The following is a 26,445-nucleotide window of genomic DNA, read 5'->3' as shown; positions in this document are numbered from 1 at the left end:
TTCTCCTCATCGCCATCCGGCGAATTGAACAATTCGAAAAAACGCCATAGCGGCTAATGATAGAAAAACAATCTCCGCTTCGCCGTGCAAAGATTCCCTCACTGCCTTCGGAGATACCCCATGACCGCACTCGAACGCCCCGACCATTTCGCCGCCCCGCGCCTGTATGACGCCGACAATCTGGAGGGCGTAAACAACAAGGTGCGCTACCACTATCAGTTGCAGGTCGAGCCCGAATCCGACAGCCTGTGCCGCATCCTCAATCTCTTCGCCCTGCAATGCCTGCTGCCGTCCGGCGTACAAATGCGCCAGCAGGCCGACCTGCTGCAGGTGGAGATCGCCATCGATGGCCTGAGCTGGCACCGCGCCCAGCTGATCGAGCAGAAGATGCGCAACCTGATCTGCGTATGCGAAGTGGTACTGCGCACCGCACTGCTGTCCGCCGATAGCCACGGACAAATCCGGAAAAGCTTCTGAGCCAGCCCCCGACGGCAACACGACTAGCCTTGGCAATCCCGCCATTGCACAAGGACGTCGCAGATGGATCGCCGCCTGGACCTGTTCCAACTGCTGGATGAACTGATCGCCCAGCGCTGCATCAGCCCCGAATCGCGCCAGCGTTTCGCCCCCGGAACGCTGGATGCTCACCCCCTGGAAACCCTCGCCAGCCAGCGCCTGGATGACCTGCGCCAGCCTGGCCAGGTATTCGACCTGGACCACCTCTGCCAGTGGCTGGCGCAGCAGACGGGGCAACCGTTCCTGCGCCTCGACCCGCTGCACCTCGACCTGGCGGGCATGAGCGGCCTGATGTCCGCCGCCTTCGCCCGTCGCCACGGCATCCTTGCCGTGGCGCAGACGGTCGACAGTGTCACCGTGGCCAGTGCCGAGCCCTGGGTACGCGGGTGGGAAGCGGATCTGGCGCAGGTGCTCAAGCGCAGGGTGATCCGGGTACTCGCCAGCCCGCTGCGGATTCGTCAGCTCAGCCAGGACATCTTCCACCTGGCACGCTCGGTCAGCGGTGCCAGCCACCTGGACATGCCCGCGCCAGCCAGTGGAGACCTGGAACAGTTGCTGGAGCTGGGCGACGGCCAGCACGATGCCGACGACGCGCATATCGTCAGCATTGTCGACTGGTTGTTGCAGTACGCCTTCGAACAGCGCGCCAGCGATATCCACCTCGAACCGCGCCGCGAGCAGGGCCAGTTGCGCCTGCGCATCGACGGCGTGCTGCACGACGCCTACCGGTTCCCACCGGCAGTGACCCTGGCCATCACCAGCCGCCTGAAGCACCTCGGGCGAATGAACGTCGCCGAGAAGCGTCGTCCCCAGGATGGCCGGATAAAGACCCGTTCCTCCGCCGGAGACGAAATCGAACTGCGCCTGTCGACACTGCCGACGACCTTCGGCGAAAAGCTGGTGATGCGTATCTTCGACCCGCACCTGCTGCAGCGTGACAACCGCGGCCTGGGGCTCGACGGCACGGCGCTGGCGCGCTGGCAGGCGATGCTGAGCCGGCCCCACGGCATCATTCTGGTCACCGGGCCGACCGGGTCGGGCAAGACCAGCACCCTGTACAGCGCACTCAAGCAACTGGCCACGCCGCAGGTCAACGTGTGTACGCTGGAAGACCCGATCGAGATGGTCGAGCCGGCTTTCAACCAGACCCAGGTCCAGCCGGGCATCGGCCTCGACTTCGCCAACGGCGTGCGCGCCCTGCTGCGCCAGGACCCGGACATCATGATGGTCGGCGAGATCCGCGATCTGGAAACCGCGCAAGTGGCGATCCAGGCGGCGCTGACCGGGCACCTGGTGCTGTCCAGCCTGCATACCAACGATGCCTGCGGAGCGATCGGGCGGTTGTTGGAGTTAGGAGTTGCTCATTATTTGATCAAGGCAACGCTGGTGGGAGTGATGGCGCAGCGGCTGGTACGGGTACTGTGTCCGGCGTGCAAGACGGGGGATGGGTGCCGGGAATGCCGGCAGACCGGCTATCGCGGGCGGACCGGAGTTTATGAGGTGCTGGAGCTGGAGGATGGGCTCCGGGCGTTGATCGGGGCGGAGTGCGATGTGCAGGTGCTGCGGCGCAAGGCGCGGGATCTGGGGATGGAGGGGCTGCGTGAGGCCGGCGAACGCAAGGTCGCCGCCGGAATCACCAGCATGACCGAGATCGACCTGATCTGCGCATGACCGCTCCCACAGGTTCGTGCCAGATCAATAAATCATGGGCTGCGCCATGAGCCCTCAGCGATATTCCTCCACCGGCACACAAGCACAGAACAGGTTCCGGTCCCCATAGACATTGTCCACCCGGTTCACCGCCGGCCAGTACTTGTGCGCCCGGGCATGTGCGCTTGGCGCTACCGCCTGTTCCAGGCTGTACGGCCGGTCCCACACCCCGAGCACATCCGCCAGGGTATGCGGCGCGCGCTTGAGCGGGTTGTCCTCCGCCGGCCAGTTGCCGTTCTGCACCTCGGCGATTTCCGCACGGATGCTCAGCATCGCTTCGACGAAGCGGTCCAGCTCGGCCTTCGGCTCGCTCTCGGTCGGCTCGACCATCAGCGTCCCCGGCACCGGAAACGACATGGTCGGGGCATGGAAGCCATAGTCCATCAGGCGCTTGGCCACATCCTCCTCGCTGATCCCGGTTGCCGCCTTGAGCGGTCGCAAATCGAGGATGCATTCATGGGCCACACGCTCGTTGCGCCCGCGGTACAGCACCGGGAAAGCCCCGCCCAGGCGCTCGGCCAGGTAGTTGGCGGAAAGAATCGCCACCTCGCTGGCATCCGCCAACTGCGGGCCCATCATGGCGATGTACATCCAGCTGATCGGCAAGATGCTCGCACTGCCCCAGGGCGCAGCGCTGACCGCCGTGTTCTGGGGGTCCGGTCCCGGCACCGGGATCACCGGGTGGCTGGCGACGAACGGCGCCAGGTGTGCGCGCACGCCGATCGGCCCCATGCCCGGCCCGCCGCCCCCGTGAGGAATACAGAAGGTCTTGTGCAGGTTCATATGCGAAACATCGGCCCCGATATCTGCGGGCCGCGCCAGGCCCACCTGGGCATTGAGGTTGGCGCCGTCCATGTAGACCTGACCGCCATGGCTGTGGATAACCTCGCAAATTTCGCTGATGCCTTCCTCGTAAACGCCGTGGGTCGACGGATAGGTGGCCATCAGGCACGACAACCGTTCCCCTGCCTCTTTCGCCTTGGCCTTGAGATCTTCCAGGTCGACGTTGCCGGCGTTGTCGCAGGCCACGATCACCACCTGCATGCCGGCCATCTGCGCCGACGCCGGGTTGGTGCCGTGGGCCGAAGCGGGAATCAGGCAGATATCACGCTGCCCCTGCTGGCGGCTCTGGTGGTACTTGCGGATCGCCAGCAGCCCGGCGTACTCGCCCTGGGCGCCGGAGTTGGGCTGCATGCAGATGGCGTCGAAGCCGGTGATCGCACACAGCCAGCTTTCCAGTTCGTCGATCAGCGCCTTGTAGCCCGTGGCCTGCTCCACCGGGACGAAGGGGTGCAACTCGGCGAAGCCGGGCCAGGTGATCGGGATCATTTCGCTGCTGGCATTGAGCTTCATGGTGCAGGAGCCCAGCGGGATCATCGACTGGTTGAGGGCCAGATCCTTGTTCTCCAGCTGTTTGAGGTAGCGCAGCATCTCGGTTTCGCTGTGGTGCAGGTTGAACACCGGGTGGGTCAGGTAATCGGTGCGGCGCAACAGGTCATCGGGGATGCCAGCGGGCAGATCCTCGGCGTCCAGGTCCTCGACCCGCAGGCCGTGGTCGACGCCGAGGAAGATGTCGAACAGGCGCAGCACGGTGCTTTCGTCGCAGGTCTCGTCGAGGCTCACGCCGAGGTGGCCGCGACCGAGGATGCGCAGGTTGATGCGCGCAGCCTCGGCGCTCTGGATGATCGCGGTCTGACTGCCGCCGACCTCCAGGGTCAGGGTGTCGAAGAAGTGCGTGTTGAGGCGCTTCACGCCATTGCGCTCCAGGCCAGCGGCGAGGATCGTGGTCAACCGGTGTACCCGCTGGGCGATGCGTCGCAGTCCGTCAGGCCCGTGATAGACCGCATAGAAGCCGGCGATATTGGCCAGCAGGACCTGAGCCGTGCAGATGTTCGAGTTGGCCTTCTCGCGGCGGATATGCTGTTCACGGGTCTGCAGGGCCATGCGCAGCGCCAGGTTGCCACGAACGTCTTTGGACACGCCGATGATGCGTCCCGGCATGGCCCGCTTGAACTCGTCGCGGCAGGCGAAATACGCGGCATGCGGGCCACCGTAACCCATGGGCACGCCGAAACGCTGGGTCGAGCCGAGCACCACGTCAGCGCCCTGCTCCCCCGGCGGGGTCAGCAGCAACAGGCTGAGCAGGTCGGCGGCGACACAGGCGATGGCCTGCTGGCTGTGCAGGTGCTGGATGGCAGGGCGCAGGTCGTGTACGCCGCCATGGGTGTTGGGGTAGTGCAGCAGGGCGCCGAACACGTCGTGCTGGTCGAGGTTGTCCAACGCATCCACTACCAGTTCGAAACCGAAGCCCTCGGCACGGGTCTGCAGCACCGAAAGCGTCTGCGGATGGCAATGCTCGTCGGCGAAGAAGCGATTGCTGCGCGACTTGCTCACCCGCTTGGCCAAGGCCATGGCTTCGCCGGCAGCAGTGGCTTCGTCGAGCAACGAGGCGTTGGCCAGATCGAGCCCGGTAAGGTCGATGACCATCTGCTGGAAGTTCAGCAAAGCCTCCAGGCGGCCTTGGGCGATTTCCGGCTGGTAGGGCGTGTAGGCGGTGTACCAGCCCGGATTTTCCAGGACGTTGCGCAGAATCACCGTCGGCGTACGGGTGCCGTGGTAGCCCATGCCGATCAAGCTGGTCCAGCGCTGGTTCTGTTCGGCGTAGCCACGCAGGCGCTCCAGCGCGGCCTGTTCATCCAGGGCCGGCGGCAAGGCCAGGGGGCGATTGAAGCGGATGGCGGGCGGCACAGTCTGTTCGATCAACTCGGTACGGCTGGCAACGCCCAGAACGTCGAGCATGGCTTGCTGCTCGGCGGCATCGGGGCCGAGGTGACGGCGCAGGAACGGATTGGTGTCGTGCAGTTGGCTCAGGGACGGCAACAGGGACATAGCGGCTCTCTCTTCCTAGACCAAGCCCCGATGGGTGTCGGGGCCATTAGAGTCTAGGAAGGGATTGCCGATTGCGTAGGAAAAATACGTTTTGGGGCCGCTCTGCGGCCCCAAATGGATTCAGTCGCCGATGAGCGCTGCGTAGCCTTCTGCGTCCAGCAGCTTGTCCAGTTCGGATTTGTCGGACGGTTTCAGCTTGAAGATCCAGGATCCGTAAGGTTCTTCGTTGAGCAGTTCAGGGCTGTCGCTGAGGTCTTCGTTGACGGCAATGATTTCGCCGCTGACGGGCGAGTAGATGTCCGAAGCAGCCTTCACCGATTCAACGACACCGGCAGCGTCGCCTTGGCCGAAAACCTTGCCGATTTCGGTCAGTTCGACGTACACCACGTCACCCAGAGCTTGCTGGGCGTGGTCACTGATACCCACCGTGACCGTTCCGTCGGCTTCCAGCTTCGCCCATTCATGACTTTCGGCGTAACGCCGATCAGCGGGGATATTGCTCATGTTTGTCTTTTCCTCAACAGGTTAGCGGTCGGCCCGCCGGAATGGATATCAGATCAGAATTCTGCCGTGGCGCACGAACGTCGGCTTGACCACGCGCACCGGGTACCACTTGCCGCGGATTTCCACCTCGGCCCGGTCAGCGGTGGCCATCGGCAGGCGCGCCAGCGCGATCGCCTTGCTCAGCGTAGGCGAGAAACTACCACTGGTAATCTCTCCTTCGCCAACTTCCGCAACACGAACCACCTGGTGAGCACGCAGGACGCCGCGCTCTTCCAGCACCAGGCCCACCAGTTTCGAGGTCACCCCGCGGAGTTTCTCGGCGTCCAGCGCCTGGCGCCCGATGAAATCGCGCTCTGCGGGCTCCCAGGCGATGCTCCAGGCCAGGTTCGAGGTCAGCGGGGAATGGTCTTCGTCGATATCGTTGCCGTACAGATTCATTCCGGCCTCGAGACGCAGGGTATCGCGGGCACCGAGGCCGCTGGGGGCGATGCCGGCACCGACCAGGTCGTTGAAAAAGGCCGGGGCCTGCAGGGCTGGCAGAATGATCTCCAGGCCGTCCTCGCCGGTGTAGCCGGTGCGGGCGATGAACCAGTCGCCCTCGAAGCGGCCTTCAAACGGCTTCAAGTCGCGAATCAGGGCGGCGCGCGGCGCGCTGAGCAGCTCGGCGACCTTTTCCCGCGCCAGCGGGCCCTGGATGGCGAGGATCGCCAGTTCCGGACGCTCGCGGTACTGCACCTCGAAGCCACTGCGGCGCGCTTCGAGCCAGGCCAGGACCTTGTCGCGAGTGGCGGCGTTGACTACCACGCGATAGCCATCGTCGAGGCGGTAGACGATAAGGTCGTCGATCACCCCGCCCGCATCGTTGAGCAAAGTGCTGTAGAGGGCCTTGCCGCTCTGGTCGAGGCGGGCGACATCGTTGGCCAGCAGATGACGCAGCCAGTGCGTGGCATCGACTCCGGCGATATCGATGACGGTCATGTGAGAGACGTCGAAGACTCCGCAGTCGCGGCGCACCTGGTGGTGTTCCTCGACCTGCGAGCCGTAATGCAGGGGCATATCCCAACCGCCAAAATCGACCATCTTGGCGCCAAGCGCCAGGTGCAGGTCATACAGAGGCGTACGCTGTCCCATGGGTTTCTCCTTCCGGGCGTGGCGAAGCTACGGCTGACGGTAGCGTTCCGGCTACCCGGCCAGGGACCGGCCGTAGCGAATGCCGCGCATTGTATCCGCAAGGAAGCCAGGTGGCATCCGTCAGTCACTCTGACCCGGGTGCCGGGCCGAACGCCGAATCAAACCGATGACCGGCAGCAGGCCGACCAGGACCAGGGTCAACGCCGGCAGCGAGGCCCGCGCCCACTCCCCTTCGCTGGTCATCTCGAAGACCCGCACCGCCAGGGTGTCCCAGCCGAAGGGGCGCATCAGCAGGGTCGCCGGCATTTCCTTGAGCACATCGACGAAGACCAGCAACGCCGCGCTCAACGCCCCTGGCACCAGCAGCGGGAGATACACCTTGAAAAACAATCCCGGCCCACTGACACCCAGGCTGCGTGCTGCTTCCGGCAGCGACGGACGAATCCGTCCGAGGCTGTTTTCCAGCGGCCCGTAGGCCACCGCGATGAAGCGCACCAGGTAGGCCAGCAGCAAGGCGGCCAGGCTGCCCAACAACAGCGGCTTGCCGGCCCCGCCTAGCCAGCTGGACAACGGAATGACCAGTTCGCGATCGAGGTAACTGAAGGCCAGCATGATCGCTACCGCCAGCACCGAGCCGGGCAGCGCGTAGCCGAGGTTGGCCAGGCTGACCCCGGCGCGGATCGTCGGCGCCGAGGACTGGCGCCGGGCGAAGGCCAGCAGCAGCGCCACGGCGACCGTGAGCAGCGCGGCGGCCGCGCCGAGGTAGAGGGTGTGCAGGATCAGGGCGCTGTAGCGTTCGTCGAGGTCGAAGCGACCGCGCTGCCAGAACCACGTCAGCAATTGCAGCACCGGGACCACGAAGGCGCAGGCAAACACCAGCAGGCACCAGCCGCTGGCAGCGGCGGCCTTGATTCCGCGCAAGTGATACAACGCCTTGCCCCGCGGGCGCTCGTTGCTGCTGCGCACGGCGCCACGGGCGCGGCGTTCGCCGTAGAGCACCAGCATCACCGCGAGCAGCAGCAGGCTGGCCAGCTGGGCGGCGCTGGACAGACTGAAGAAGCCATACCAGGTCTTGTAGATGGCGGTGGTGAAGGTGTCGAAGTTGAACACCGAGACGGCGCCGAAGTCGGCCAGGGTTTCCATCAGCGCCAGGGCCAGGCCGGCAAGGATCGCCGGACGCGCCATCGGCAGGCCGACGCGCCAGAACGCCTGTAGCGGCGACTGCCCGAGGACCCGCGCCGCTTCCATCAGGCCCTTGCCCTGGGCGAGGAAGGCGTTGCGCGCCAGCAGGTAGACGTAGGGGTAGAACACCAGCACCAGGACGGTGATCACGCCGCCGGTAGAGCGCACACGCGGCAGGCGCATCGGCCCGAACCACTCGCGCAGCAGGGTCTGCACCGGCCCGGAGAAATCCAGCAGACCGACGAAGACGAAGGCCAGGACATAGGCGGGGATGGCGAAGGGCAGCATCAGCGCCCAGTCGAGCCAGCGTCGTCCGGGGAATTCGCAGAGGCTGGTGAGCCAGGCCAGGCTGACGCCGAGGACCGTCACGCCGATGCCGACACCTAGCACCAGGGTCAGGGTATTGCCCAGCAGGCGGCTCATCTGGGTGTCGAGCAGGTGCGACCAGATCTGCGTGTCGATGCTCTGCCAGGACAGCACAAGCACGCTCAGGGGCAGCATCACCAGCGCAGCGATGGCGAAGACCAGCGGGTACCAGCGGCGTTGGGTGGGGCGGGACAAGGGTGGGTCTCTTAGGGATGTGGTGTTTTTGCTGGCCCTATCGCTGGCAAGCCAGCTCCCACAGGGATTGTGGGAGCTGGCTTGCCAGCGATAGGGCCTCAAGGACCCGGCAAGAATAAGGGCTGAACCTCAGTTCCAGCCAGCCCGATCCATCAAGCGAATCGCTTCAGCCTGGCGCTTGCCCGCCACCTCAACCGGCAGGGTGTCGGCCTTGAAGCTGCCCCAGGCTGCCACTTCCTCGGACGGCGCGACTTTCGGGTTGGCCGGGAACTCCTGGTTGATGGCAGCGAACATCTTCTGCGCCTCTTCACCGGTCATCCATTCCACCAGCGCCTTGGCCGCCTCCGGGTGCGGCGCGTGCTTGGTCAGGCCGATGCCGGACAGGTTGACGTGCACCCCGCGGTCGCCCTGGTTAGGCCAGAACAGCTTGACCGGCAGTTTCGGATTGGCCTGGTGCAGTCGCCCGTAGTAGTAGGTGTTGACGATGCCGACATCGCACTGGCCAGCGGCGATGGCATTGACCACCGCGTTGTCGTCGGAAAACACGTCGGTGGAGAGGTTGTTGACCCAGCCCTTGACCAGTTCCTCGGTTTTCGCCTCGCCGTGGGTCTCGATCATGGTCGCGGTCAGCGACTGGTTGTAGACCTTCTTCGCCGTGCGCAGGCACAGGCGACCTTCCCATTGCTTGTCGGCCAACGCCTCGTAGGTGCTCAGCTCGGCAGGCTTGACCCGCTCGGTGGAGTAGACGATGGTCCGCGCGCGCAGGCTCAGGCCGGTCCAGTCATGGGAAGACGCGCGGTATTGCGGCGGGATGTTGGCATCGATCACAGGCGACTTGATCGGCTGCAGGATGCCCATCTGCTCGGCCTGCCAGAGGTTGCCGGCGTCGACGGTGAGCAGCAGGTCGGCCACGCCGTTCTCGCCCTCGGCCTTGATCCGCTGCATCAGCGGGGCTTCCTTGTCGGTGATGAACTTGATCTTCACCCCGGTCTTGGCGGTGTAGGCGTCGAATACCGGCTTGATCAGCTCGTCGATGCGCGAGGAATAAACCACCACTTCGTCCGCCGCCTGGGCAGCGCCACCGAACAGGGAGAGGGTCAGGGCAGCGAACAGTTGCTTGCGTGGCGACATCGGTGGCGCTCCTCGGTATCGAAATGAGGCGCAAATGGTAGTTAATGTCATTTGCCTTCTCAAACCGAACGGCGAACCGAGGAGTTACCAGATGTTGCGGAGATTGTGTGAAGGGATCAGGCCTTGGCGAGTTCCGGCAGGTCGCCGCTCAAACCCAGCGCCTGGCGCACGAACAGCGCCTTGGCCTCAGGCATCTGCTCGACCCATTTCAGGCCACTGTTGCGCAACCAGCGCAGCGGCAGCGGATCGGCCTGGAACAGGCGCTCGAACCCTTCCATCGCGGCCATCAAGGCCAGGTTGTGCGGCATGCGCCGGCGCTCGAAGCGGCTCAGCACGCGTACATCGGCCAGGCGCTCGCCGCGTTCGTAGGCGGCCAGCAGCACTTCGGCAAGAACGGCGGCATCGAGGAAGCCAAGATTGACGCCCTGCCCCGCCAGCGGATGGATGGTGTGCGCGGCATCGCCGATCAGCGCCAGGCCCTCGGCCACGTAGCGCTTGGCGTGGCGCTGGCGCAGCGGCACGCAGAGCCGCGGGTCGGCTCCCAGCACTTCGCCCAGGCGGCCTTCGAAGGCACGTTCGAGCTCGACGCAGAAGGCCTCGTCCGGCAGCGCCATCAGCCGTTCGGCCTGCTCCGGCGTGGTCGACCAGACGATCGAGCACCAGTCCTGCTTGCCATCACGCGACAGCGGCAGGAAAGCCAGCGGCCCCTCATCGGTGAAGCGCTGCCAGGCCGTGGCCTGGTGTGGTCTGGCGCAGCGCACGCTGGTGACGATGGCGTGATGCAGGTAATCCCATTCGCGGGTTTCGCAGCCGGTCAGGCGGCGCACCGCCGAATTGGCGCCGTCAGCGGCGATTACCAGCGGCGCGCGCAGGTTGCGACCGTCGGCGAGGGTCAGCAGCCACTCGTCGCCGGAGCGGCGCATGCGTTCCAGGCGGGCGTTGGCCAGCAGGCCGATCTCGCTGTCGTGCAGGCGCTCCAGCAGGCCGTCCTGGACCACGCGGTTCTCGACGATGTGCCCCAAGGCCTCGGCGTGCACGCTGGCCGCGGAGAAGTGGATCTGGCCAGTGCCGCTGCCGTCCCAGACATGCATGTCCGAATAGGGGCTGGTCCGCCGCGCGCTGATGCCTTCCCATGCGCCGAGGCGCTCAAGGATGCGCTGGCTGGCCGCCGACAGGGCGCTGACCCGCGGCTCGAATGGGGCGTCAGCGTCGAAGCGCTGCACCGACAGCGGGCTGCCATCCAGCAGGAGGATTTCCAGGCCGCTGTGCTGCAAGGCCAGGGCCAGGGCGCTGCCGACCATACCGGCACCGACAATCAACAGATCCGCGCGCATGTCCATGCTTCAAGCCTGTTCCACGTGAGAGAAAGAAGGGGTCATGCCTTGCCCTGGAGGTCGGGGCGGGTGCCCAGGCCCATGGCCTGGCGGGCGAACCAGCGCTTGGCCGGCGGCAACAGGTCGAGACCGAGCAGGCCGAGGTTGCGTCCGGTGGCGATCAGCGGCTGGGCGGTGCCGAACAGGCGGGTGACCTTGTCGGAAAAACCGACGGTGAGGTCCTGGTCCAGGCGCTGGCGTTCGCGGTAGGCACGCAGGGTGGCGAAGTCGCCGGGGGTGTCCGGACCGGCAAGCAGGCCATCGGCCAGCGACTGTACGTCACGCAGCGACAGGTTGAAGCCCTGGCCAGCGATCGGGTGCAGGCTGTGGGCGGCGTTGCCCAGCACCACCAGATGCGGGCGGACCTGCTCCTGGGCTTCCACCAGCGTCAGCGGGTACAGGTGCCGTGCGCCAACCTGGCGCAGGGCGCCGAGGCGGTAGCCGAACACGCCCTGAAGCTCGGCAAGGAAGCTGCGCTCGTCAAGTTCGGCGAGGCGCTTGGCATCCATCCCGGCGCGGGTCCAGACCAGGGCGCAGCGGTTTTCTGGCAGCGGCAGCAGGGCCATCGGGCCGTCGTCGGTGAAGCGCTCGAAGGCTTGGCCACAATGGGCCTCGCCCGGGGTGATATTGGCGATCAGCGCGCTCTGGTGGTAAGGCCGCTGCTGGACATGGATGCCCAGTTGCTCGCGCAGGCCGGAACGCCCGCCATCGGCCAGTACGGCCAGGTCGCAATCGACCTGGGTTTCATCGTTGAGAGAGAGGCGGTAACCATCGCCGAGCGGCTGCATCGCCGTGACTTCCGCCGGGCAGCGCCAGCTCACCACCTCGGCGTCGAGGGCCTGCCACAGGCACTGGCCGAGCCAGGCGTTCTCCACCACGTAGCCCAAGGCCGGCACGCCTTCTTCGAGGGCGTCGAGGCGGGTGGCGCCGAAGCGGCCGCGGTCGGAGACCTGGATCTGGCGGATCGGCTCGGCGCGGCGGCTGATGGTCTGCCACAGGCCCAAGCGTTCGTAGATCTGTCGGGTGCCAAAGGACAGCGCCGAGGAACGTGCGTCATAGCTGGGCTGGAAGCTGTCGCCAGGGGCGAACGGCTCGATCAGCAGGATCTTCCAGCCGCGTTCGCGGGCCCCGGCCTGCAAAGCCAAGGCGAGACTGGCGCCGACCAGGCCGCCGCCGATGATTGCCAGATTGGCCCGGTTCATGCGGCCGGGCTTCGCGCAGCGGCCATCAGCGCCTCGATCTCGGCGACCGTCTTGGGCACGCCGGAGGTCAGGATTTCACAGCCGTTTCGGGTTACCACCACGTCATCCTCGATTCGTACACCGATACCACGCCACTTCTTCGCGACGCTCTGGTTGTCTGCTGCGATGTAGATACCCGGTTCGACCGTCAGGGCCATGCCCGGTTCGAGCACGCGCCACTGACCACCGACCTTGTACTCGCCGACATCATGTACATCCATGCCCAGCCAGTGTCCGGCGCGGTGCATGTAGAAAGCCCGATGGGCCTCGCTCTCGATCAGTTCGTCGACATCGCCCTTGAGCAGGCCCAGTTCCACCAGTCCCTCGGTGATCACCCGGACCGTCGCTTCATGAGCATGGTTCCAGTGCTTGCCCGGGGCGATCTCGGCGAACGCAGCTTCCTGGGCCTTGAGCACCAACTCGTAGATCGCCTTCTGCTCCGCCGAGAACACGCCGCTGACCGGGAAGGTGCGGGTGATGTCGCTGGCGTAGCAGTCGATCTCGCAACCGGCGTCGATCAGCACCAGGTCGCCGTCCTTCAACGGCGCGTCGTTTTGCTGGTAGTGAAGAATGCAGCTGTTGCGCCCGGCGGCGACGATCGAGCCGTAGGCCGGCATCTTCGCCCCGCCCTTGCGGAACTCGTAGTCCAGCTCGGCTTCCAGGCTGAATTCGTGCAGGCCGGCGCGGCAGGCCTGCATGGCCCGCACGTGGGCCCGCGCGGAAATCGTCGCGGCCTCGCGCATCACCTTCACTTCCGCCGCCGATTTATACAGGCGCATGTCGTGCAGCAGATGATCCAGGGCAACGAATTCGTTCGGCGGCGACGCGCCCAGGCGCGCCTTGGAGCGGATCACGTTGATCCACTCCATCAGCCGCCGGTCGAACTCGGCGTTGCTGCCCATGGCCGAGTAGACCCGATCGCGACCTTCGATCAGGCCGGGCAGGATGTCGTCGATATCGCTGATGGGGAAGGCGTCGTCGGCACCGAAGTCGCGCACCGCGCCTTCCTGGCCGGCGCGCAGGCCGTCCCATTGTTCGCGTTCGGGGTTGCGCTCGCGGCAGAACAGCACGTACTCGCCATGCTCGCGCCCGGGAATCAGGGCGATCACCGCCTCGGGCTCGGGGAAGCCACTGAGGTACTGGAAGTCGCTGTCCTGGCGATAGACGTGCTCGACGTCACGGTTGCGAATGGCAACCGCGGCCGCCGGCAGGATGGCGATGCTGTTGGGTTCCATCTGCGCCATCAGCGCCTTGCGGCGCTTGGCGTATTCCGCTTTCGGGATATGGGTGACTGCCACGGGGAACCCCTGTTCGGCCTCAGTGCAAGGAAGGTTTGGCGGTGGCTGCGACCGGCTTGGCCAGCTCTGTGTAGAGCAGCAGCGGCGCAACGCGCAGGTACTCCATCACTTCCATATAGTCGCTTTCGCCGTCTTCGGATTCTTCCAGGGCGTCCTGGACTTGCGAAATGGCGCTGAGGTCCTGCAGCACTTCGTTGACTTCGCTGCTCAGGTCCTTGCCGCCGGCGTTCAGGCCGAAACCGCTGAGGAAGCCCTGGCACCACTGGCCCAGGGCTGCGGCGCGCTCGGTCAGAGGCTGGTCGTCGCCCGGCAGGAGCAGGACGATGGTGATATCTTCGCCGGTCAGTTCGGCCTTGACCATTTCCTGCAGGCCGATCAAAGCGTTGCGCACGTTGTCTACCGGTTCGCTTTCCAGCAGCTGGGCGGCATCGGCCAGCCAGCTGTCGACGTCGAAACCGGCGCCGGCGCAGCTGCGGCCGAGCAACAGGCCGTGCAGTTCAGCGGGGGAAACAGGATGGCCGTTGCTGCTGAGCAGGGTGGCGAAGGCGGTGTACGGCGAATTGGTAGTAGGCATGGGCAACTAGGCGCCAGACGGCGCAATGACTAGAATGAAGGCCTTGTATCCTAGCACCGGCAGGCGCGCCAAGACCATCGACGCGGGCAATTACGCAGGTGCCGGAGGCAGGATTCCGGGTCGGACCGAACCGAGTGGCGAGCAATGCAAGAAGACGAGCTGCAAACGCTGAAGAGCCGCCTCGAACTGCTGATCGAGCGGGTCGAGCAACTAAAACGGCAAAATGCACTCCTATCCGTGCAGGAAAAATCCTGGCGCGAGGAGCGTGCCCACCTCATCGAAAAAAACGAAATCGCGCGACAGAAAGTCGAATCGATGATTTCGCGGCTCAAGGCCCTGGAGCAAGACTCATGAGTTCACCGAACAACGTCACCGTGCAGATCCTCGACAAAGAGTATTCGATCATCTGCCCGCCGGAAGAGCGCAGCAACCTGATCAGCGCGGCTCGCTACCTGGACGGCAAGATGCGCGAGATCCGCAGCAGCGGCAAGGTGATCGGTGCTGACCGCATCGCCGTGATGGCGGCGCTGAACATCACCCACGACCTGCTGCACAACCAGGAGCGCCCGGACGCACAGAGTGGCGGCGCGACCCGTGAGCAGGTGCGCGACCTGCTGGAGCGCGTGGACCAGGCCTTGGCCGACGACGCGGATACAAAAAGCAACTAAGTTTCTGTATACTCCGCCCCACTCCCTGGAGTGCTTGCCAGTCGGTCATGTCCCTGAGCCGATACGCACAACCACGGGGGTTGCACGTTGGGGCCGGTGTGCATGTCCGCTTGACGGAAAGCCTTAACGCCCCCTGCAATCTCCACCTTGAACTTTCGGGTTCAAGGGCTACACCGACAGCGGTTCGTCGGGGAGCCTGTTTTTCATTGCTCGCGCCTTTTCCTCCTGCCGCGCGGGCATCCGCAACGTCACGCCATGACGTCTGCTCCAAGGGCCAGTGCCATGACCGACACCGCGTCGCTTACCCGCCCCCAACTTCGCCGCCTGCTCCGAGATGCCCGTCGTGCCCTGACGCCAGCCGAGCAGCGGCGCGCCGCCCGCGGCCTGTACCGCCAACTGGCGCAGCATCCACTGTTCCGCCGCGCGAAGCACATTGCCCTGTACCTGCCCAACGACAGCGAGATAGACCCGCGCCTGCTCCTGCGCGAGGCGCAGCGCCGTGGCAAGTTCACCTACCTGCCGGTGCTGCACGCCTGGCCGCGGACCAAGATGGCTTTCCAACGCTTCGAGCATGGGGAAAAGCTGCGACCCAACCGCTTCCGCATCCCCGAGCCGCCCATCAGCCTGGCGCGACAACGGCCGATCTGGGCGCTGGATCTGATCCTGCTGCCGCTGGTGGGATTCGACGAAACGGGCGGACGCCTGGGCATGGGCGGTGGTTTCTACGATCGCAGCCTGGCCTACCAAGGCCGCCGCAAGACGTGGAAGAAACCCTTGCTGCTGGGACTGGCACACGAATGCCAGAAGGTGGAGCGACTGGCACAAGCCAGTTGGGACGTTCCCCTACAGGGAACCGTATCGGACAGAAGCTGGTACCTGGCGCGCTGACAAGAGGCGCCGGCTCAACGCTTGGCCTGGGCTTGCGCGGGAGCTACCGGCATCTGGTACGCGGCGTCGGCATTGCGCTCCCACAGGCTCTGGGCGTAACCGGTGGTGACCACGCCAAGACCGAACACAAAAACAAGTACCCAGAACAAATCCGGTTTGCGATTCATCGATTGCCCCCCTAAGGCAAACTCATCACGATGTCCGCAGCGGTTCTTGTTATAGGCCGTGCAGCAGCGTCAAGCTCAAAATTGGCGCATTTTCCGACAACATTCGTCCGCACGCAAACCTTGACGTCAGCCAGTCGTCGGTTTGATGCAACAGGTTGTTTCAGAACGATGAAGGAGCTGAACCCATGGCCTATTGGCTGATGAAATCCGAACCCGACGAGCTGTCCATCGAAGATCTGGCCCGTCTCGGCGAGGCCCGCTGGGACGGTGTGCGCAACTACCAGGCGCGCAATTTCATGCGTGCGATGGCAGTCGGCGACGAGTTCTTCTTCTATCACTCAAGCTGCCCCGAGCCGGGTATCGCCGGTATCGCGCGGATCAGCAATGCCGCCTACCCGGACCCGACCGCCCTCGACCCGGAAAGCCATTACCACGACCCCAAGGCCAACGCCGAGAAGAACCCGTGGAGCGCCGTGGACGTCGCCCATGTGGAAACCTTCCGCAAGGTCCTTGGCCTGGGCTACCTGAAGCAGCAGGCGGCACTGGCCGAACTGCCGCTGGTGCAGAAAGGCAGTCGTCTGTCTGTGATGCCAGTCACAGCGGATCAATGGGCGGCAATACTCAATCTTCGCTGAACGGCGTAGGATCGGGGCTCATTTGACGCGAATCAATCCGCCAAGGCAGGCGGCACGTCACAATCAGACGTGTATGCAACAGGACGCAGAATCATGTCGAAGAGCCAACGTACGCCCCGACTGTTCGCCGGCGCGCTGATCGCACTCCTGGTCGCCGCCGGTGGCCTGGGCTACTGGAAATCCCTGCACGACCGCCTTCCCGAAGGCCTGGCCATGGGCAACGGGCGCCTCGAAGCCACCGAAGTGCAGATCGCCAGCAAGGTACCCGGGCGCCTCGCCGAAGTCCTTGTGGACGAAGGCGACAAGGTCAGCCGCGGCCAGCTTCTCGCGCGCATCGATACCCGCACCCTCGAAGCCCAGCGCGCCCAGGCCGAAGCCGAAGTGGCGCGTGCCCGGGAAAACCACGCCGCCGCCCAGGCCACCGTGCAACTGCGCCAGAGCGAGCAGTTGCTGGCCAGCCAGGAACTGAAGCGGATCAAGGAAATGTTCCAGCGCAAATACGCCAGCCAGCAGTTGCTCGACCAGCAACAGGCGCGCTTCGACACCAGCAACTCGGCGGTGGTCGCGGCCCGCGCGCAACTGGCGGCGATCAAGGCGGCAATTGGTGCAGCCGAGGCCCAGGTCGCGCAACTGACCAGCGAAATCGATGACAGCAGCCTGCGCGCGCCCCTCGACGGCGTGATCCAGTTGCGCCTGGCCGAACCTGGCGAAGTGCTCGGCGCCGGTGGCCGCGTGCTGTTGCTGATTGATCCCAGCGACCAGTACATGAACCTCTATCTGCCTGCCTCCACCACAGGTCGGCTCACCGTGGGCGACGAGGCCCGCATCGTCCTCGACGCCCTGCCCGAGCAGGCACTGCCAGCGAGGATCGCCTTCGTCGCGGCCAAGGCCCAGTTCACCCCCAAGCAGGTGGAAACCCGTGACGAGCGGCAGAAGCTGGTGTTCCGCGTCAAGCTGCGCCTGACCGCGCCCGACGCCGTGCCCCAGGCCAAGCCCGGCATGCCCGGCGCCGGCTATGTGCGAACGGCCCCCGTAGACTGGCCGGTCAACCTGCAATGAACGCTCCGGCCCTGCGTGCCAGCGGTATCGAGCATCGCTACGGCGCGCTGCAAGCCCTGCAGGATATCGCCTTCGAACTGCCCGCTGGCACCCGCTGCGGGCTGATCGGCCCGGACGGCGCCGGCAAATCCACCCTGCTCGGTCTGATCGCCGGGGTGAAGAAGCTGCAGCAGGGCGAGCTCGAGGTGCTCGGCGGCCCGATCCAGCGCCGCTCGCACCGCGCCAGCCTGTACCCGCGCATCGCCTTCATGCCCCAGGGCCTGGGCGGCAACCTGTACCCGGACCTGTCGATCAGCGAGAACATCCGCTTCTTCGCCACCTTGTTCGGCCTGTCCCGCGCCGAGTGCGAGGCGCGCATGCACACCCTGCTGGCGGCCACCGACCTGCTGCGCTTCGCCGAGCGGCCGGCAGGCAAGCTGTCTGGCGGCATGAAGCAGAAGCTCGGCCTGTGCTGCGCCCTGATCCACGAGCCGGACCTGCTGATCCTCGACGAGCCCACCACCGGCGTCGACCCGCTATCGCGGCGGCGCTTCTGGGAGTTGGTGGACAGCGTGCGCCAGCAGCGCCCGCAACTGACCCTGCTGGTGGCCACGGCCTACATGGAAGAGGCCGAGCAGTTCGAGCACTGCCTGATGCTCGACCGCGGCAAGCTGATCGCCGCCGGGCCCAGCGTGAAACTGGCCGAGGTCACCGCCAGCGGCAAGCTGGACGAAGCTTTCACCCATTTCCAGGGCGACAGCGGTCAAGACGTGGAACCACTGCGCATCCCGCCGCGAGATGCCAGCGATGCCAGCATCGCCATCGAGGCCCATGAACTGACCCTGCGCTTCGGCGACTTCACGGCGGTGAACAAGGTCAGCTTCGCCATCGGCCGCGGCGAAATCTTCGGTTTCCTCGGCTCCAACGGCTGCGGCAAGACCACCACGATGAAGGTCCTAACCGGCCTGATGCCGGCCAGCGAAGGCAGCGCCACCCTGCTCGGCCGCCCGGTGGACGCCAGGGACCTTGCCACACGCAAGCGGGTCGGCTTCATGTCGCAGAGCTTCTCGCTGTACGGCGAACTGAGCGTGCGCCAGAACCTGGAGCTGCACGCGCGGCTGTTCGACCTGAGCAAGGCCGACAGCGCCCCGCGCATCGCCGAGCTGATCGAGCGCTTCGACCTCGGCGATATCGCCGACCAGCAGTCCGGTGCCCTGCCCCTGGGCCTGCGCCAGCGCCTGTCGCTCGCGGTCGCGGTACTGCACCGCCCGGAAGTGCTGATCCTCGACGAACCCACCTCGGGCGTCGACCCGGCCGCCCGCGACGATTTCTGGCGGCTGCTGATCGAGCTGTCACGGGACCAGGGCGTGACCATCTTCCTCTCCACCCACTTCATGAACGAAGCCCTGCGCTGCGACCGCATTTCCCTGATGCACGCCGGCCAGGTGCTGGCCTGCGACACACCGCAAGCGCTGCGGCTGCAGTACGGCGGCGAAACCCTGGAAGACGCTTTCGTCACCTGTCTGGAACAGGCCCAGGGCGGCGCACCGGAAACGCCCGAGGCCAGTCTCGACACGCCCGAGGCCAGCGCGAGCCCGCCGCCGCGTCGGGGCTTCAGCCTGACCCGCCTGGTCGCCGTTGCCAGCCGCGAAGGCAAGGAGCTGTTGCGCGACAAGGTGCGCCTGGCCTTCGCCCTGGCCGGCGCGCTGTTCATGATGGTGATCTTCGGCTTCGGCATTTCCCTGGACGTGGAGAACCTCGCCTTCGCCGTCTACGACCAGGACCAGAGCCCGCAGAGCCGCGCCTATCTGGAAGCCTTCCGCGGTTCGCGCTACTTCGCCGAACAGCCGCCGATCCGTGATCCGAAGCAACTGCATCAGCGTCTGCAGCGCTCGGAGATCAAGCTGGCCCTGGAGATACCGCCCGGCTTTGGCCGCGACCTGCTGGCCGGGCGCCAGCCAGTGGTCGCCGCGTGGCTGGATGGCGGTATGCCGTTCCGCGCCGAAACCAGCCGCAACTATGTCGAGGCCGTGCACCAGGCCAACCTTGAGCAACTGGCGGCTCTGAGTAGCCCGGCACAGCCACGTCAGGCGCCGGTGAAGCTGGAGACGCGCTTTCGCTACAACCAGGACGTGATCAGCGTGAACGCCATCGGTCCCGGGGTGATGGCGCTGATCCTGGCCTTCATCCCGGCAATGCTCACTGCCCTGGGCATCGTCCGCGAGAAGGAACTGGGCTCGATCACCAACTTCTACGCCACGCCGCTGACTCGCCTGGAATTCCTCCTCGGTAAGCAGATGCCCTACCTGGCGGTGAGCCTGGTCAACCTGGCGCTGCTGGTGGCCATGAACCGCTGGCTGTTCGGCGTACCGTTCAAGGGCAGCGCCCTGGCCCTGGCCTGCGGCGGCGTACTCTACCTGCTGGCGACCACCAGCCTCGGCCTGCTGATCTCGGCCTTCACCCGCACCCAGATCGCGGCGATCCTCGGCACCATGATCCTCACCAGCCTGCCAACCATCCAGTTTTCCGGGCTGATCGTGCCGCGCTCCTCCCTCGACGGCTCGGCGGCGCTGATGGGCCAGCTGTTCCCGGCAGGTTACTTCCTCGATATCGCCGTCGGCACCTTCACCAAGGCCCTCGACCTGCGCGAGCTGTGGCCGCAATGCCTGGCGCTGCTGGGCTTCTTCGCCGCCTTCACCGGGTTGAGCCTGGTGATGCTGAAGAAACAGGAGGCCTGATGCAGCGTCTTGCCCATATCCTGCGCCTTGGCCTCAAGGAACTGACCAGCCTGCGCCACGACAGCGTCCTGCTGCTGTTCCTGCTCTATGCCTTCAGCGTGGCGATCTACATGCCGGCGGCGGGCTCGGTGATCGGCGTGCACAACGCCAGCGTCGCCGTGGTCGACGAGGACCACAGCCCGATCTCGCGCAAGCTCGCCGAAGCCCTGCAACCGCCGGAATTCCAGGCGGCCGTGCCGTTGGCCTACGACCAGATGGACCGCAGCCTGGACAGCGGGCTGTTCACCTTCGTCATCAATATCCCGGTGAATTTCCACAGCGACCTGCTGGCCGGCCGCTCGCCGGAAATCCAGATCAACGTCGACGCTACGGCGATGAGCCAGGCGTTCATGGGGGCCGGCTATATCGGGCGGATCTTCGAGCGCGAGCTGCTCGACTACGCCAACGCCGCCAGCAGCACACCGATCCAGCTGGAGCCCAGGGCCCTGTTCAACCCCAACCTGGAGGGCGGCTGGTTCCTCGCGGTGATCCAGATCGTCAACAACATCACCATTCTCGCCATCATCCTTACCGGCACCGCGCTGCTGCGCGAACGCGAGCACGGCACCCTCGACCATCTGCTGGTGCTGCCGCTGACCGCTCTGGAAATCATGCTGGCAAAGATCGCCAGCAACGCCCTGGTGGTGGTGCTGTGCACCTGGGTGTCGCTGGAAGTGATCGTGAAGTGGGCGCTGGGCGTGCCGCTGGCGGGCTCGCTGGGACTGTTCCTGGGAGTGACGGCGCTGTACCTGTTCGCCAGTACCGCACTGGGAATCTTTCTTGCCACGCTGGCGCGTTCGACGCCGCAGTTCGGCCTGCTGGCGATCCCGGTGATCATCCCGATGCTGTTGCTCTCGGGTGGCAGCACGCCGCTGGACAGCATGCCGCAGTGGTTGCAATGGGTGATGCAACTGTCGCCCTCGACCCACTTCGTCAGCCTCGGCGCCGCGATCCTGTTCCGCGACGCCGGGCTCAACGTGGTCTGGCCGGACCTGCTGGCCCTGGCGGCGATCGGCCTGGCGTTCTTCGCGATCGCCCTGGCGCGCTTCCGCCGCAGCCTGGCTTCCTGATTACTGGACGATCAGGTTGTTGAACAGCAGGTCTTCGACGACCGGACGGCCTTCTTCGTTTTCCAGCACCTGTTGCACCTGCTTGAGGGCTTCCTGGCGCAGTTTTTCCTTGGCCTCGACGTTGCTCATGGCATCCAGGGTCTGCTGGGTGAACAGCGCCACCAGTTGGTTGCGGATCAGCGGTTCGTGATGCTTGACCGCGGCGGCATCGGCGTCGCCGGTGACCTTCAACGCCACGTCGGCCTTGTACACGCGCAGGCGCGGGCTGCCGTCGAGGGCGTAGTTGCCGACGAAAGGCGGGGTCAGGCTGATATAGGACACCTTGGGTGCCGCACCTTCCTTCTCTTCTTCGGCCATTGCCGCCGCGGGCAGCATCAATGCCAGTACCACCAGGATCCACGCTTTCACGAATTCACTCCTCGAAACAGTTGGCCGCCAGCATACCCAGCGCACCGTGCAAACCCAAGCCCGGGCTCGCTTATGCCGGCCTATTCAGGCCAGGCCATGCTCGTTGACCGGGCACTTCGCACACCTACACTTATCGGCCACCACCCGCAAAGGAATAGTCCCGATGAAAGCCGTGTTGTGCAAAGCCCATGGTCCGGCCCGCGATCTGGTGCTGGAAGACGTCGCCAGCCCTACGCCGAAGAAGAACGAGATTCTCCTGGACGTGCATGCGGCCAGCGTCAACTTCCCTGACACCCTGATCATCGAAGGCAAGTACCAGTTCCAGCCGCCGCTGCCGTTTTCGCCAGGCGGCGAGGCGGCCGGGGTGGTTGCCGTGGCGGGCGAGAACGCTTCAGGATTCAAGGTCGGCGACCGGGTCATGGCCCTGACCGGCTGGGGCAGCTTCGCCGAACAGGTGGCGGTGCCGGCCTACAACGCCATGCCGATTCCCGAAGGCATGGACTTCGTCACCGCCTCGGCCTTCGGCATGACCTACGGCACTTCGATGCATGCACTGACCCAGCGCGGCCAGCTAAAACCGGGCGAGACCCTATTGGTACTGGGGGCTTCCGGCGGTGTCGGACTGGCGGCGGTGGAGATCGGCAAAGCCATGGGGGCGAAGGTGATCGCGGCGGCCAGCAGTGCCGAAAAGCTGGAAACCGCTCGCGCGGCAGGTGCGGACGAACTGATCGACTACAGCCAGGCCAGCCTCAAGGACGAGATCAAGCGCCTGACCGGCGGCAAGGGCGTGGACGTGATCTACGACCCGGTCGGCGGCGACCTGTTCGACCAGGCAGTACGCGGCCTGGCGTGGAATGGCCGGTTGCTGGTGGTGGGCTTTGCCAGCGGGCGGATTCCGGAGCTTCCGGCAAACCTGGTGCTGCTCAAGGGCGCGGCAGTGCTCGGGGTGTTCTGGGGCTCGTTCGCACAGCGGCAGCCTGCGGACAATGCGGAGAACTTCAAGCAGCTGTTTGCCTGGTTTGCCGAAGGGAAGTTGAAGCCGCTGGTTTCGAAGACCTATGCGCTGGCGGAGGCGGGGCAGGCCATTGAGCAACTGGCGACGCGCAAAGCGCTGGGCAAGTTGGTGATCAACGTCAGATAAGACGACGCGGACCCTGTGGGAGCGGGTTTACCCGCGATTGCGGTGGTGAATCCACTGACGCTATCGCGGGTGAACCCGCTCCCACAAGGTTCGCGGCAGGCTTCAGCTTCCTTGCTGAGCGTGGCAGCGCTTGTAGCGCTCCTCCAGACCCCGGTCAGGCATCGCATGGCTGCGCAACGCCGCCAGCGTCTGCTCCACATACTCCCGGGTCGTGCCATAGCGCCCCTTGGCGCTGGCAAAGATATGGCTGAGCAGGCTGTCCGGCAGGTTCCCCGCGTAGCACGGCAGATGCCGCTCCAGCACGAAACCCAGCGCCTGCACCTTGCTGCCGTCGTCCAGCCGGCAATTCAGCCAGTGCGGGCGATACGCCGGGTACGGCATCTCCCGCTGCCACAGCGCCAGCAGCGAATCCTGCAGAGTCTCTTCCGGCAAGCGATAGGCGAACCCGCTGCACGAGCCCCCACGGTCGAGGCCGAACACCAGCCCCGGACATTCCGGCGTACCACGATGCTCATGGGACCAGAGATACAGGCCCCGGTGATAACCATGCACCCGCCCACGACGACGCTCGGTGGACTGGCATTCCGGCCGCCAGATCAGCGAACCGTAGGCGAACAGCCAGACAGGGCCACCTTTATGCAGTGCCATGGTTTTCTGCATGGAGTCGAGAAGTTGCTCCCGGGACAATTGCTGTCCGAAATCAAGCACTGGCGGATAGGCCAGGGGGAAAGGTGCAGGTTCAAGTACCGACATAGCAGCCGCCAAAGATCCTCGTGAACTACCGAAGTAGCTCACTATAAAGCCAACACACTCGTTGAACACTTACCGTACGGCAGATAACGGCAGATCAGCAAGTCCCGTCGTGCTCAAAGCCCCTGACTCCGGGGATTTCGGAAAATTTGACTGTACTCTTGCAAGTGTAGCGATACTTTTTCGCGGCGCGCGCAACAATTAAAAGGCCGGCGGCCTTTATAACTTTACTTTCATGCTTGGTTATTTAACGCAGCGCGCCGTTGTGGCGCGCCTTATTACCGAAGTTACCCGCGTGGTGCATAAGCGAATACATCAGCGCGCATCTGGTGCGCATCCATGCCGGCATTCACCAGGGCATCGAGGGTGGCATAGACCATCGCGGGGGAGCCGCTGGCGTAGACGTGGATCCGCGACAGGTCGTCGATGTCCTCGCACACTGCCTCGTGCAGCAGGCCGCAGCGCCCTTCCCAGCCGCACAGGTCACTGACCACCTTGTGCAGGAACAGGTTCGGCAGTTGCTGCCATTGCGCCCATTCCTCGATCTCGTAGAAGTCCTCAGGCCGGCGCACGCCCCAGTACAGGTACACCGGATGCTGGAAGCCACGGACCCGGCAATGCTCGATCAGGCTGTGCATCTGCGCCATGCCGGTGCCGGCGGCGATCAGCACCAGCGGACCTTTCGGCAGTTCGGCCAGGTGGGTATCACCGAAGGGCAGCTCGATACGCGCCATGCGATTGCGCTGCAACTGGGCGATCAGGTCCTGGGCGCTTTGCTCGCGGGCCAGCACGTGCAGTTCCAGGTCACGGCCACGGTGCGGTGCCGAGGCTAGCGAGAACGCTGCCTTGTCGCCGCTTTCGCGCTGGATCATCAGGTACTGCCCGGCGTGATAGCGCGGCGGCTTGCCTGCCGGGGCACGCAGGCGCACGCGCCAGACATCGCCACCGACCTCGCTGCATTCACTGACCTGGCAGGCCAGCGAGCGGACCGGCAGCTCGCCCAGGGCCAGCACGCCGTCCCACAGCAGCACGCAATCTTCCAGCGGCTCGGCGATGCAGGTGAACAGCTCACCGTGATCGCGCACTTCGCCCTCCTGACGCACGCGGCCTTCCACCAGCAATGCGGCGCAGACGTGGCAGTTGCCATTGCGGCAGCTCTGCGGGCAGTCGTAACCCAGGCGCTGCGCCGCTTCCAGAATTCTCTCGCCCGGGTTGAGGGTCATCACTGCCCCGGACGGCTGCAAGGTCACCTGCATCAATCTATTCCCAACTGATTCCACAGCTCATCGATCCGCTTGGTCACGGCTTCGTCCTTGACGATGACCCGGCCCCACTCGCGAGTGGTCTCGCCCGGCCACTTGTTGGTAGCGTCCAGGCCCATCTTCGAGCCGAGGCCCGAGACTGGCGAGGCGAAGTCCAGGTAGTCGATCGGCGTGTTCTCGATCATCACCGTGTCGCGCTTGGGGTCCATGCGCGTGGTAATGGCCCAGATCACGTCGTTCCAGTCCCGCGCATTGACATCGTCGTCGGTGACGATAACGAACTTGGTGTACATGAACTGTCGCAGGAACGACCAGACCCCCAGCATTACGCGCTTGGCGTGGCCAGGGTACTGCTTCTTCATGGTCACCACCGCCATGCGATACGAGCAGCCTTCCGGCGGCAGGTAGAAGTCGGTGATCTCGGGGAACTGTTTCTGCAGGATCGGCACGAACACTTCGTTCAAGGCCACGCCGAGGATCGCCGGCTCATCCGGCGGCCGGCCGGTGTAGGTGCTGTGGTAGATCGGCTTGGTGCGATGGGTGATGCGCTCGATGGTGAACACCGGGAAGCTGTCGACTTCGTTGTAGTAGCCGGTGTGGTCGCCATACGGGCCTTCCGGCGCGGTCTCGCCCGGATGGATCACGCCTTCGAGGATGATTTCGGCGCTGGCCGGGACCTGCAGGTCGCTGCCGCGGCATTTCACCAGTTCGGTGCGGTTGCCCCGCAGCAGGCCGGCGAAGGCGTATTCGGAGAGGGTGTCCGGCACCGGGGTGACCGCGCCGAGGATGGTCGCCGGGTCAGCGCCCAGAGCCACCGCCACCGGGAACGGCTTGCCGGGGTTCTTCTCGCACCATTCGCGGTAGTCCAGGGCGCCTCCACGGTGGCTCAGCCAGCGCATGATCACCTTGTTGCGGCCGATCACCTGCTGGCGATAGATACCGAGGTTCTGGCGTTCCTTGTTCGGCCCGCGGGTGACAGTCAGGCCCCAGGTGATCAGCGGCGCGACGTCGCCCGGCCAGCAATGCTGAATCGGCAGCATGGCCAGGTCGACATCCTCGCCCTCGATGACCACTTCATGGCACGGCGCGTCCTTGACCACCTTCGGCGCCATGGACACGACCTTCTTGAAGATCGGCAGTTTCGACCAGGCGTCCTTCAGGCCTTTCGGCGGCTCCGGCTCCTTGAGGAAGGCCAGCAGCTTGCCGATCTCGCGCAATTCGCTGACCGACTCGGCGCCCATGCCCATGGCCACCCGCTCCGGGGTGCCGAACAGGTTGCCGAGCACGGGGATGTCGTAACCGGTGGGGCGCTCGAACAACAGTGCCGGCCCCTTGGCCCGCAGCGTGCGGTCGCAGACTTCAGTCATTTCCAGGACCGGCGAAATGGGGACCTGGATGCGCTTGAGCTCGTTGCGCTGTTCCAGGCCACGGATAAAGTCGCGCAAATCGCGATACTGCATGCGTGAGCCTCGTGTTGGCCGTATCGGTCGGGGTTGGCAGTGTAGCGCCGAACCGGGCCGGTCAGAATAGT

Annotated in this window: 24 protein-coding genes and 1 other RNA gene; 11 read left to right on the top strand and 14 right to left on the bottom strand. The window is 65.1% G+C overall.

Annotated features, from left to right (window positions below; all coding sequences use genetic code 11):
* Nucleotides 1-120 precede the first annotated feature (120 nt).
* Nucleotides 121-477 carry an ACT-like domain-containing protein gene (locus AC5QPF_RS01625; RefSeq protein ID WP_494961726.1) on the top strand — a complete coding sequence of 119 codons (357 nt, stop codon included), beginning with the start codon at nt 121-123 and terminating at the stop codon, nt 475-477.
* A gap of 63 nt (nt 478-540) precedes the next feature.
* Nucleotides 541-2,187: an ATPase, T2SS/T4P/T4SS family gene (locus AC5QPF_RS01620; protein ID WP_494961725.1), complete on the top strand. Its 1,647-nt coding sequence runs from the start codon at nt 541-543 to the stop codon at nt 2,185-2,187.
* Nucleotides 2,188-2,241: 54 nt separating this feature from the next.
* Here AC5QPF_RS01620 and gcvP read toward each other — a convergent pair whose 3' ends face one another.
* From gcvP to AC5QPF_RS01575, 9 genes are all read right to left on the bottom strand, one after another.
* Entirely contained in the window at nt 2,242-5,115 is a 2,874-nt protein-coding gene (gene gcvP, locus AC5QPF_RS01615) for an aminomethyl-transferring glycine dehydrogenase (protein WP_494961724.1), read from the bottom strand.
* Nucleotides 5,116-5,235: 120 nt separating this feature from the next.
* Nucleotides 5,236-5,619, bottom strand: coding sequence for a glycine cleavage system protein GcvH (gene gcvH, locus AC5QPF_RS01610; RefSeq protein ID WP_494961723.1), 384 nt, complete (start codon nt 5,617-5,619; stop codon nt 5,236-5,238).
* Between the two features lie 48 nt (nt 5,620-5,667).
* A complete protein-coding gene (gcvT, locus tag AC5QPF_RS01605) occupies nt 5,668-6,750 on the bottom strand; it encodes a glycine cleavage system aminomethyltransferase GcvT (RefSeq protein ID WP_494961722.1) in 1,083 nt (360 codons plus the stop codon).
* Between the two features lie 120 nt (nt 6,751-6,870).
* On the bottom strand, nt 6,871-8,433 hold the full coding sequence (locus tag AC5QPF_RS01600) for an ABC transporter permease subunit (RefSeq protein WP_494964107.1): 1,563 nt from the start codon (nt 8,431-8,433) through the stop codon (nt 6,871-6,873).
* A 189-nt stretch (nt 8,434-8,622) separates the two neighbouring features.
* Entirely contained in the window at nt 8,623-9,624 is a 1,002-nt protein-coding gene (locus AC5QPF_RS01595) for an extracellular solute-binding protein (RefSeq protein WP_494961721.1), read from the bottom strand.
* A 116-nt stretch (nt 9,625-9,740) separates the two neighbouring features.
* Nucleotides 9,741-10,958, bottom strand: a complete 1,218-nt coding sequence (locus AC5QPF_RS01590) for a 2-octaprenyl-3-methyl-6-methoxy-1,4-benzoquinol hydroxylase (RefSeq protein ID WP_494964106.1) — start codon at nt 10,956-10,958, stop codon at nt 9,741-9,743.
* Between the two features lie 41 nt (nt 10,959-10,999).
* Nucleotides 11,000-12,199 (bottom strand): 2-octaprenyl-6-methoxyphenyl hydroxylase, encoded by a 1,200-nt coding sequence (gene ubiH, locus AC5QPF_RS01585; protein WP_494961720.1) that lies wholly within the window; start codon nt 12,197-12,199, stop codon nt 11,000-11,002.
* Nucleotides 12,196-13,482, bottom strand: coding sequence for a Xaa-Pro aminopeptidase (gene pepP, locus AC5QPF_RS01580; protein WP_494964105.1), 1,287 nt, complete (start codon nt 13,480-13,482; stop codon nt 12,196-12,198). Before pepP ends, ubiH begins: the two co-directional genes overlap by 4 nt.
* Nucleotides 13,483-13,555: 73 nt before the next feature.
* The gene (locus AC5QPF_RS01575; RefSeq protein ID WP_494961719.1) at nt 13,556-14,110 is read right to left on the bottom strand and encodes a UPF0149 family protein; all 555 of its coding nucleotides are present in this window, start codon (nt 14,108-14,110) and stop codon (nt 13,556-13,558) included.
* Between the two features lie 144 nt (nt 14,111-14,254).
* Here AC5QPF_RS01575 and AC5QPF_RS01570 point away from each other — a divergent pair, with 144 nt between their 5' ends.
* The 4 genes from AC5QPF_RS01570 to AC5QPF_RS01555 all read left to right on the top strand — a co-directional run bounded on the left by AC5QPF_RS01570 (nt 14,255) and on the right by AC5QPF_RS01555 (nt 15,666).
* On the top strand, nt 14,255-14,464 hold the full coding sequence (locus tag AC5QPF_RS01570; RefSeq protein ID WP_009395629.1) for a TIGR02449 family protein: 210 nt from the start codon (nt 14,255-14,257) through the stop codon (nt 14,462-14,464).
* Nucleotides 14,461-14,778, top strand: a complete 318-nt coding sequence (locus AC5QPF_RS01565) for a cell division protein ZapA (RefSeq protein WP_494961718.1) — start codon at nt 14,461-14,463, stop codon at nt 14,776-14,778. The genes AC5QPF_RS01570 and AC5QPF_RS01565 overlap by 4 nt, the downstream gene beginning before the upstream one ends.
* Before the next feature lie 19 nt (nt 14,779-14,797).
* A non-coding RNA gene (gene ssrS, locus AC5QPF_RS01560) (6S RNA) lies at nt 14,798-14,976 on the top strand.
* 84 nt (nt 14,977-15,060) lie between these two features.
* Nucleotides 15,061-15,666 carry a 5-formyltetrahydrofolate cyclo-ligase gene (locus AC5QPF_RS01555; RefSeq protein WP_494961717.1) on the top strand — a complete coding sequence of 202 codons (606 nt, stop codon included), beginning with the start codon at nt 15,061-15,063 and terminating at the stop codon, nt 15,664-15,666.
* A 14-nt stretch (nt 15,667-15,680) separates the two neighbouring features.
* On the opposite strand, the gene AC5QPF_RS01550 is transcribed toward AC5QPF_RS01555, so the two are convergent.
* Entirely contained in the window at nt 15,681-15,833 is a 153-nt protein-coding gene (locus AC5QPF_RS01550; RefSeq protein ID WP_458979949.1) for a hypothetical protein, read from the bottom strand.
* A 185-nt stretch (nt 15,834-16,018) separates the two neighbouring features.
* On the opposite strand from AC5QPF_RS01550, the gene AC5QPF_RS01545 reads away from it, so the two are divergent.
* The 4 genes from AC5QPF_RS01545 (at nt 16,019) to AC5QPF_RS01530 (ending at nt 21,353) form a co-directional block, all read left to right on the top strand.
* The gene (locus AC5QPF_RS01545; RefSeq protein WP_494961716.1) at nt 16,019-16,468 is read left to right on the top strand and encodes an EVE domain-containing protein; all 450 of its coding nucleotides are present in this window, start codon (nt 16,019-16,021) and stop codon (nt 16,466-16,468) included.
* Nucleotides 16,469-16,561: 93 nt separating this feature from the next.
* The gene (locus AC5QPF_RS01540) at nt 16,562-17,527 is read left to right on the top strand and encodes an HlyD family secretion protein (RefSeq protein WP_494961715.1); all 966 of its coding nucleotides are present in this window, start codon (nt 16,562-16,564) and stop codon (nt 17,525-17,527) included.
* Nucleotides 17,524-20,244: a ribosome-associated ATPase/putative transporter RbbA gene (rbbA, locus tag AC5QPF_RS01535; RefSeq protein WP_494961714.1), complete on the top strand. Its 2,721-nt coding sequence runs from the start codon at nt 17,524-17,526 to the stop codon at nt 20,242-20,244. The genes AC5QPF_RS01540 and rbbA overlap by 4 nt, the downstream gene beginning before the upstream one ends.
* Nucleotides 20,244-21,353 (top strand): ABC transporter permease, encoded by a 1,110-nt coding sequence (locus AC5QPF_RS01530; protein ID WP_494961713.1) that lies wholly within the window; start codon nt 20,244-20,246, stop codon nt 21,351-21,353. Before rbbA ends, AC5QPF_RS01530 begins: the two co-directional genes overlap by 1 nt.
* Here AC5QPF_RS01530 and AC5QPF_RS01525 read toward each other — a convergent pair whose 3' ends face one another.
* A complete protein-coding gene (locus tag AC5QPF_RS01525) occupies nt 21,354-21,761 on the bottom strand; it encodes a flagellar basal body-associated protein FliL (protein WP_330073711.1) in 408 nt (135 codons plus the stop codon).
* A 163-nt stretch (nt 21,762-21,924) separates the two neighbouring features.
* On the opposite strand from AC5QPF_RS01525, the gene AC5QPF_RS01520 reads away from it, so the two are divergent.
* A complete protein-coding gene (locus AC5QPF_RS01520) occupies nt 21,925-22,902 on the top strand; it encodes a zinc-binding dehydrogenase (RefSeq protein WP_494961712.1) in 978 nt (325 codons plus the stop codon).
* A 102-nt stretch (nt 22,903-23,004) separates the two neighbouring features.
* On the opposite strand, the gene AC5QPF_RS01515 is transcribed toward AC5QPF_RS01520, so the two are convergent.
* From AC5QPF_RS01515 to ubiD, 3 genes are all read right to left on the bottom strand, one after another.
* Nucleotides 23,005-23,655 carry a gamma-glutamylcyclotransferase gene (locus tag AC5QPF_RS01515; protein WP_494961711.1) on the bottom strand — a complete coding sequence of 217 codons (651 nt, stop codon included), beginning with the start codon at nt 23,653-23,655 and terminating at the stop codon, nt 23,005-23,007.
* Nucleotides 23,656-23,939: 284 nt separating this feature from the next.
* Complete coding sequence (locus AC5QPF_RS01510) at nt 23,940-24,908, bottom strand: 2Fe-2S iron-sulfur cluster-binding protein (RefSeq protein WP_494961710.1); 969 nt, start codon at nt 24,906-24,908, stop codon at nt 23,940-23,942.
* Nucleotides 24,908-26,374, bottom strand: coding sequence for a 4-hydroxy-3-polyprenylbenzoate decarboxylase (ubiD, locus tag AC5QPF_RS01505; RefSeq protein ID WP_494961709.1), 1,467 nt, complete (start codon nt 26,372-26,374; stop codon nt 24,908-24,910). The genes AC5QPF_RS01510 and ubiD overlap by 1 nt, the downstream gene beginning before the upstream one ends.
* Nucleotides 26,375-26,445 lie beyond the last annotated feature (71 nt).

The organism is Pseudomonas sp. Con_6 (genome assembly GCF_059379395.1).
This window is presented reverse-complemented; position numbering and strand designations above follow the sequence as displayed.

Bases quoted from the DNA above. Each gene is read 5' to 3' on its own strand.
- AC5QPF_RS01530 (WP_494961713.1), top strand. From the start codon at position 20,244: ATGCAGCGTCTTGCCCATATCCTGCGCCTTGGCCTCAAGGAACTGACC.
- AC5QPF_RS01540 (WP_494961715.1), top strand. From the start codon at position 16,562: ATGTCGAAGAGCCAACGTACGCCCCGACTGTTCGCCGGCGCGCTGATC.
- AC5QPF_RS01600 (WP_494964107.1), bottom strand. From the start codon at position 8,433: ATGCTGCCCCTGAGCGTGCTTGTGCTGTCCTGGCAGAGCATCGACACG.
- AC5QPF_RS01625 (WP_494961726.1), top strand. From the start codon at position 121: ATGACCGCACTCGAACGCCCCGACCATTTCGCCGCCCCGCGCCTGTAT.
- AC5QPF_RS01550 (WP_458979949.1), bottom strand. From the start codon at position 15,833: ATGAATCGCAAACCGGATTTGTTCTGGGTACTTGTTTTTGTGTTCGGT.
- AC5QPF_RS01520 (WP_494961712.1), top strand. From the start codon at position 21,925: ATGAAAGCCGTGTTGTGCAAAGCCCATGGTCCGGCCCGCGATCTGGTG.
- ubiD (WP_494961709.1), bottom strand. From the start codon at position 26,374: ATGCAGTATCGCGATTTGCGCGACTTTATCCGTGGCCTGGAACAGCGC.
- AC5QPF_RS01570 (WP_009395629.1), top strand. From the start codon at position 14,255: ATGCAAGAAGACGAGCTGCAAACGCTGAAGAGCCGCCTCGAACTGCTG.
- AC5QPF_RS01595 (WP_494961721.1), bottom strand. From the start codon at position 9,624: ATGTCGCCACGCAAGCAACTGTTCGCTGCCCTGACCCTCTCCCTGTTC.
- ubiH (WP_494961720.1), bottom strand. From the start codon at position 12,199: ATGAACCGGGCCAATCTGGCAATCATCGGCGGCGGCCTGGTCGGCGCC.
- AC5QPF_RS01510 (WP_494961710.1), bottom strand. From the start codon at position 24,908: ATGCAGGTGACCTTGCAGCCGTCCGGGGCAGTGATGACCCTCAACCCG.
- AC5QPF_RS01545 (WP_494961716.1), top strand. From the start codon at position 16,019: ATGGCCTATTGGCTGATGAAATCCGAACCCGACGAGCTGTCCATCGAA.
- AC5QPF_RS01555 (WP_494961717.1), top strand. From the start codon at position 15,061: ATGACCGACACCGCGTCGCTTACCCGCCCCCAACTTCGCCGCCTGCTC.
- gcvT (WP_494961722.1), bottom strand. From the start codon at position 6,750: ATGGGACAGCGTACGCCTCTGTATGACCTGCACCTGGCGCTTGGCGCC.
- AC5QPF_RS01590 (WP_494964106.1), bottom strand. From the start codon at position 10,958: ATGCGCGCGGATCTGTTGATTGTCGGTGCCGGTATGGTCGGCAGCGCC.
- AC5QPF_RS01575 (WP_494961719.1), bottom strand. From the start codon at position 14,110: ATGCCTACTACCAATTCGCCGTACACCGCCTTCGCCACCCTGCTCAGC.
- AC5QPF_RS01565 (WP_494961718.1), top strand. From the start codon at position 14,461: ATGAGTTCACCGAACAACGTCACCGTGCAGATCCTCGACAAAGAGTAT.
- pepP (WP_494964105.1), bottom strand. From the start codon at position 13,482: ATGGCGCAGATGGAACCCAACAGCATCGCCATCCTGCCGGCGGCCGCG.
- rbbA (WP_494961714.1), top strand. From the start codon at position 17,524: ATGAACGCTCCGGCCCTGCGTGCCAGCGGTATCGAGCATCGCTACGGC.
- AC5QPF_RS01515 (WP_494961711.1), bottom strand. From the start codon at position 23,655: ATGTCGGTACTTGAACCTGCACCTTTCCCCCTGGCCTATCCGCCAGTG.
- gcvH (WP_494961723.1), bottom strand. From the start codon at position 5,619: ATGAGCAATATCCCCGCTGATCGGCGTTACGCCGAAAGTCATGAATGG.
- AC5QPF_RS01620 (WP_494961725.1), top strand. From the start codon at position 541: ATGGATCGCCGCCTGGACCTGTTCCAACTGCTGGATGAACTGATCGCC.
- gcvP (WP_494961724.1), bottom strand. From the start codon at position 5,115: ATGTCCCTGTTGCCGTCCCTGAGCCAACTGCACGACACCAATCCGTTC.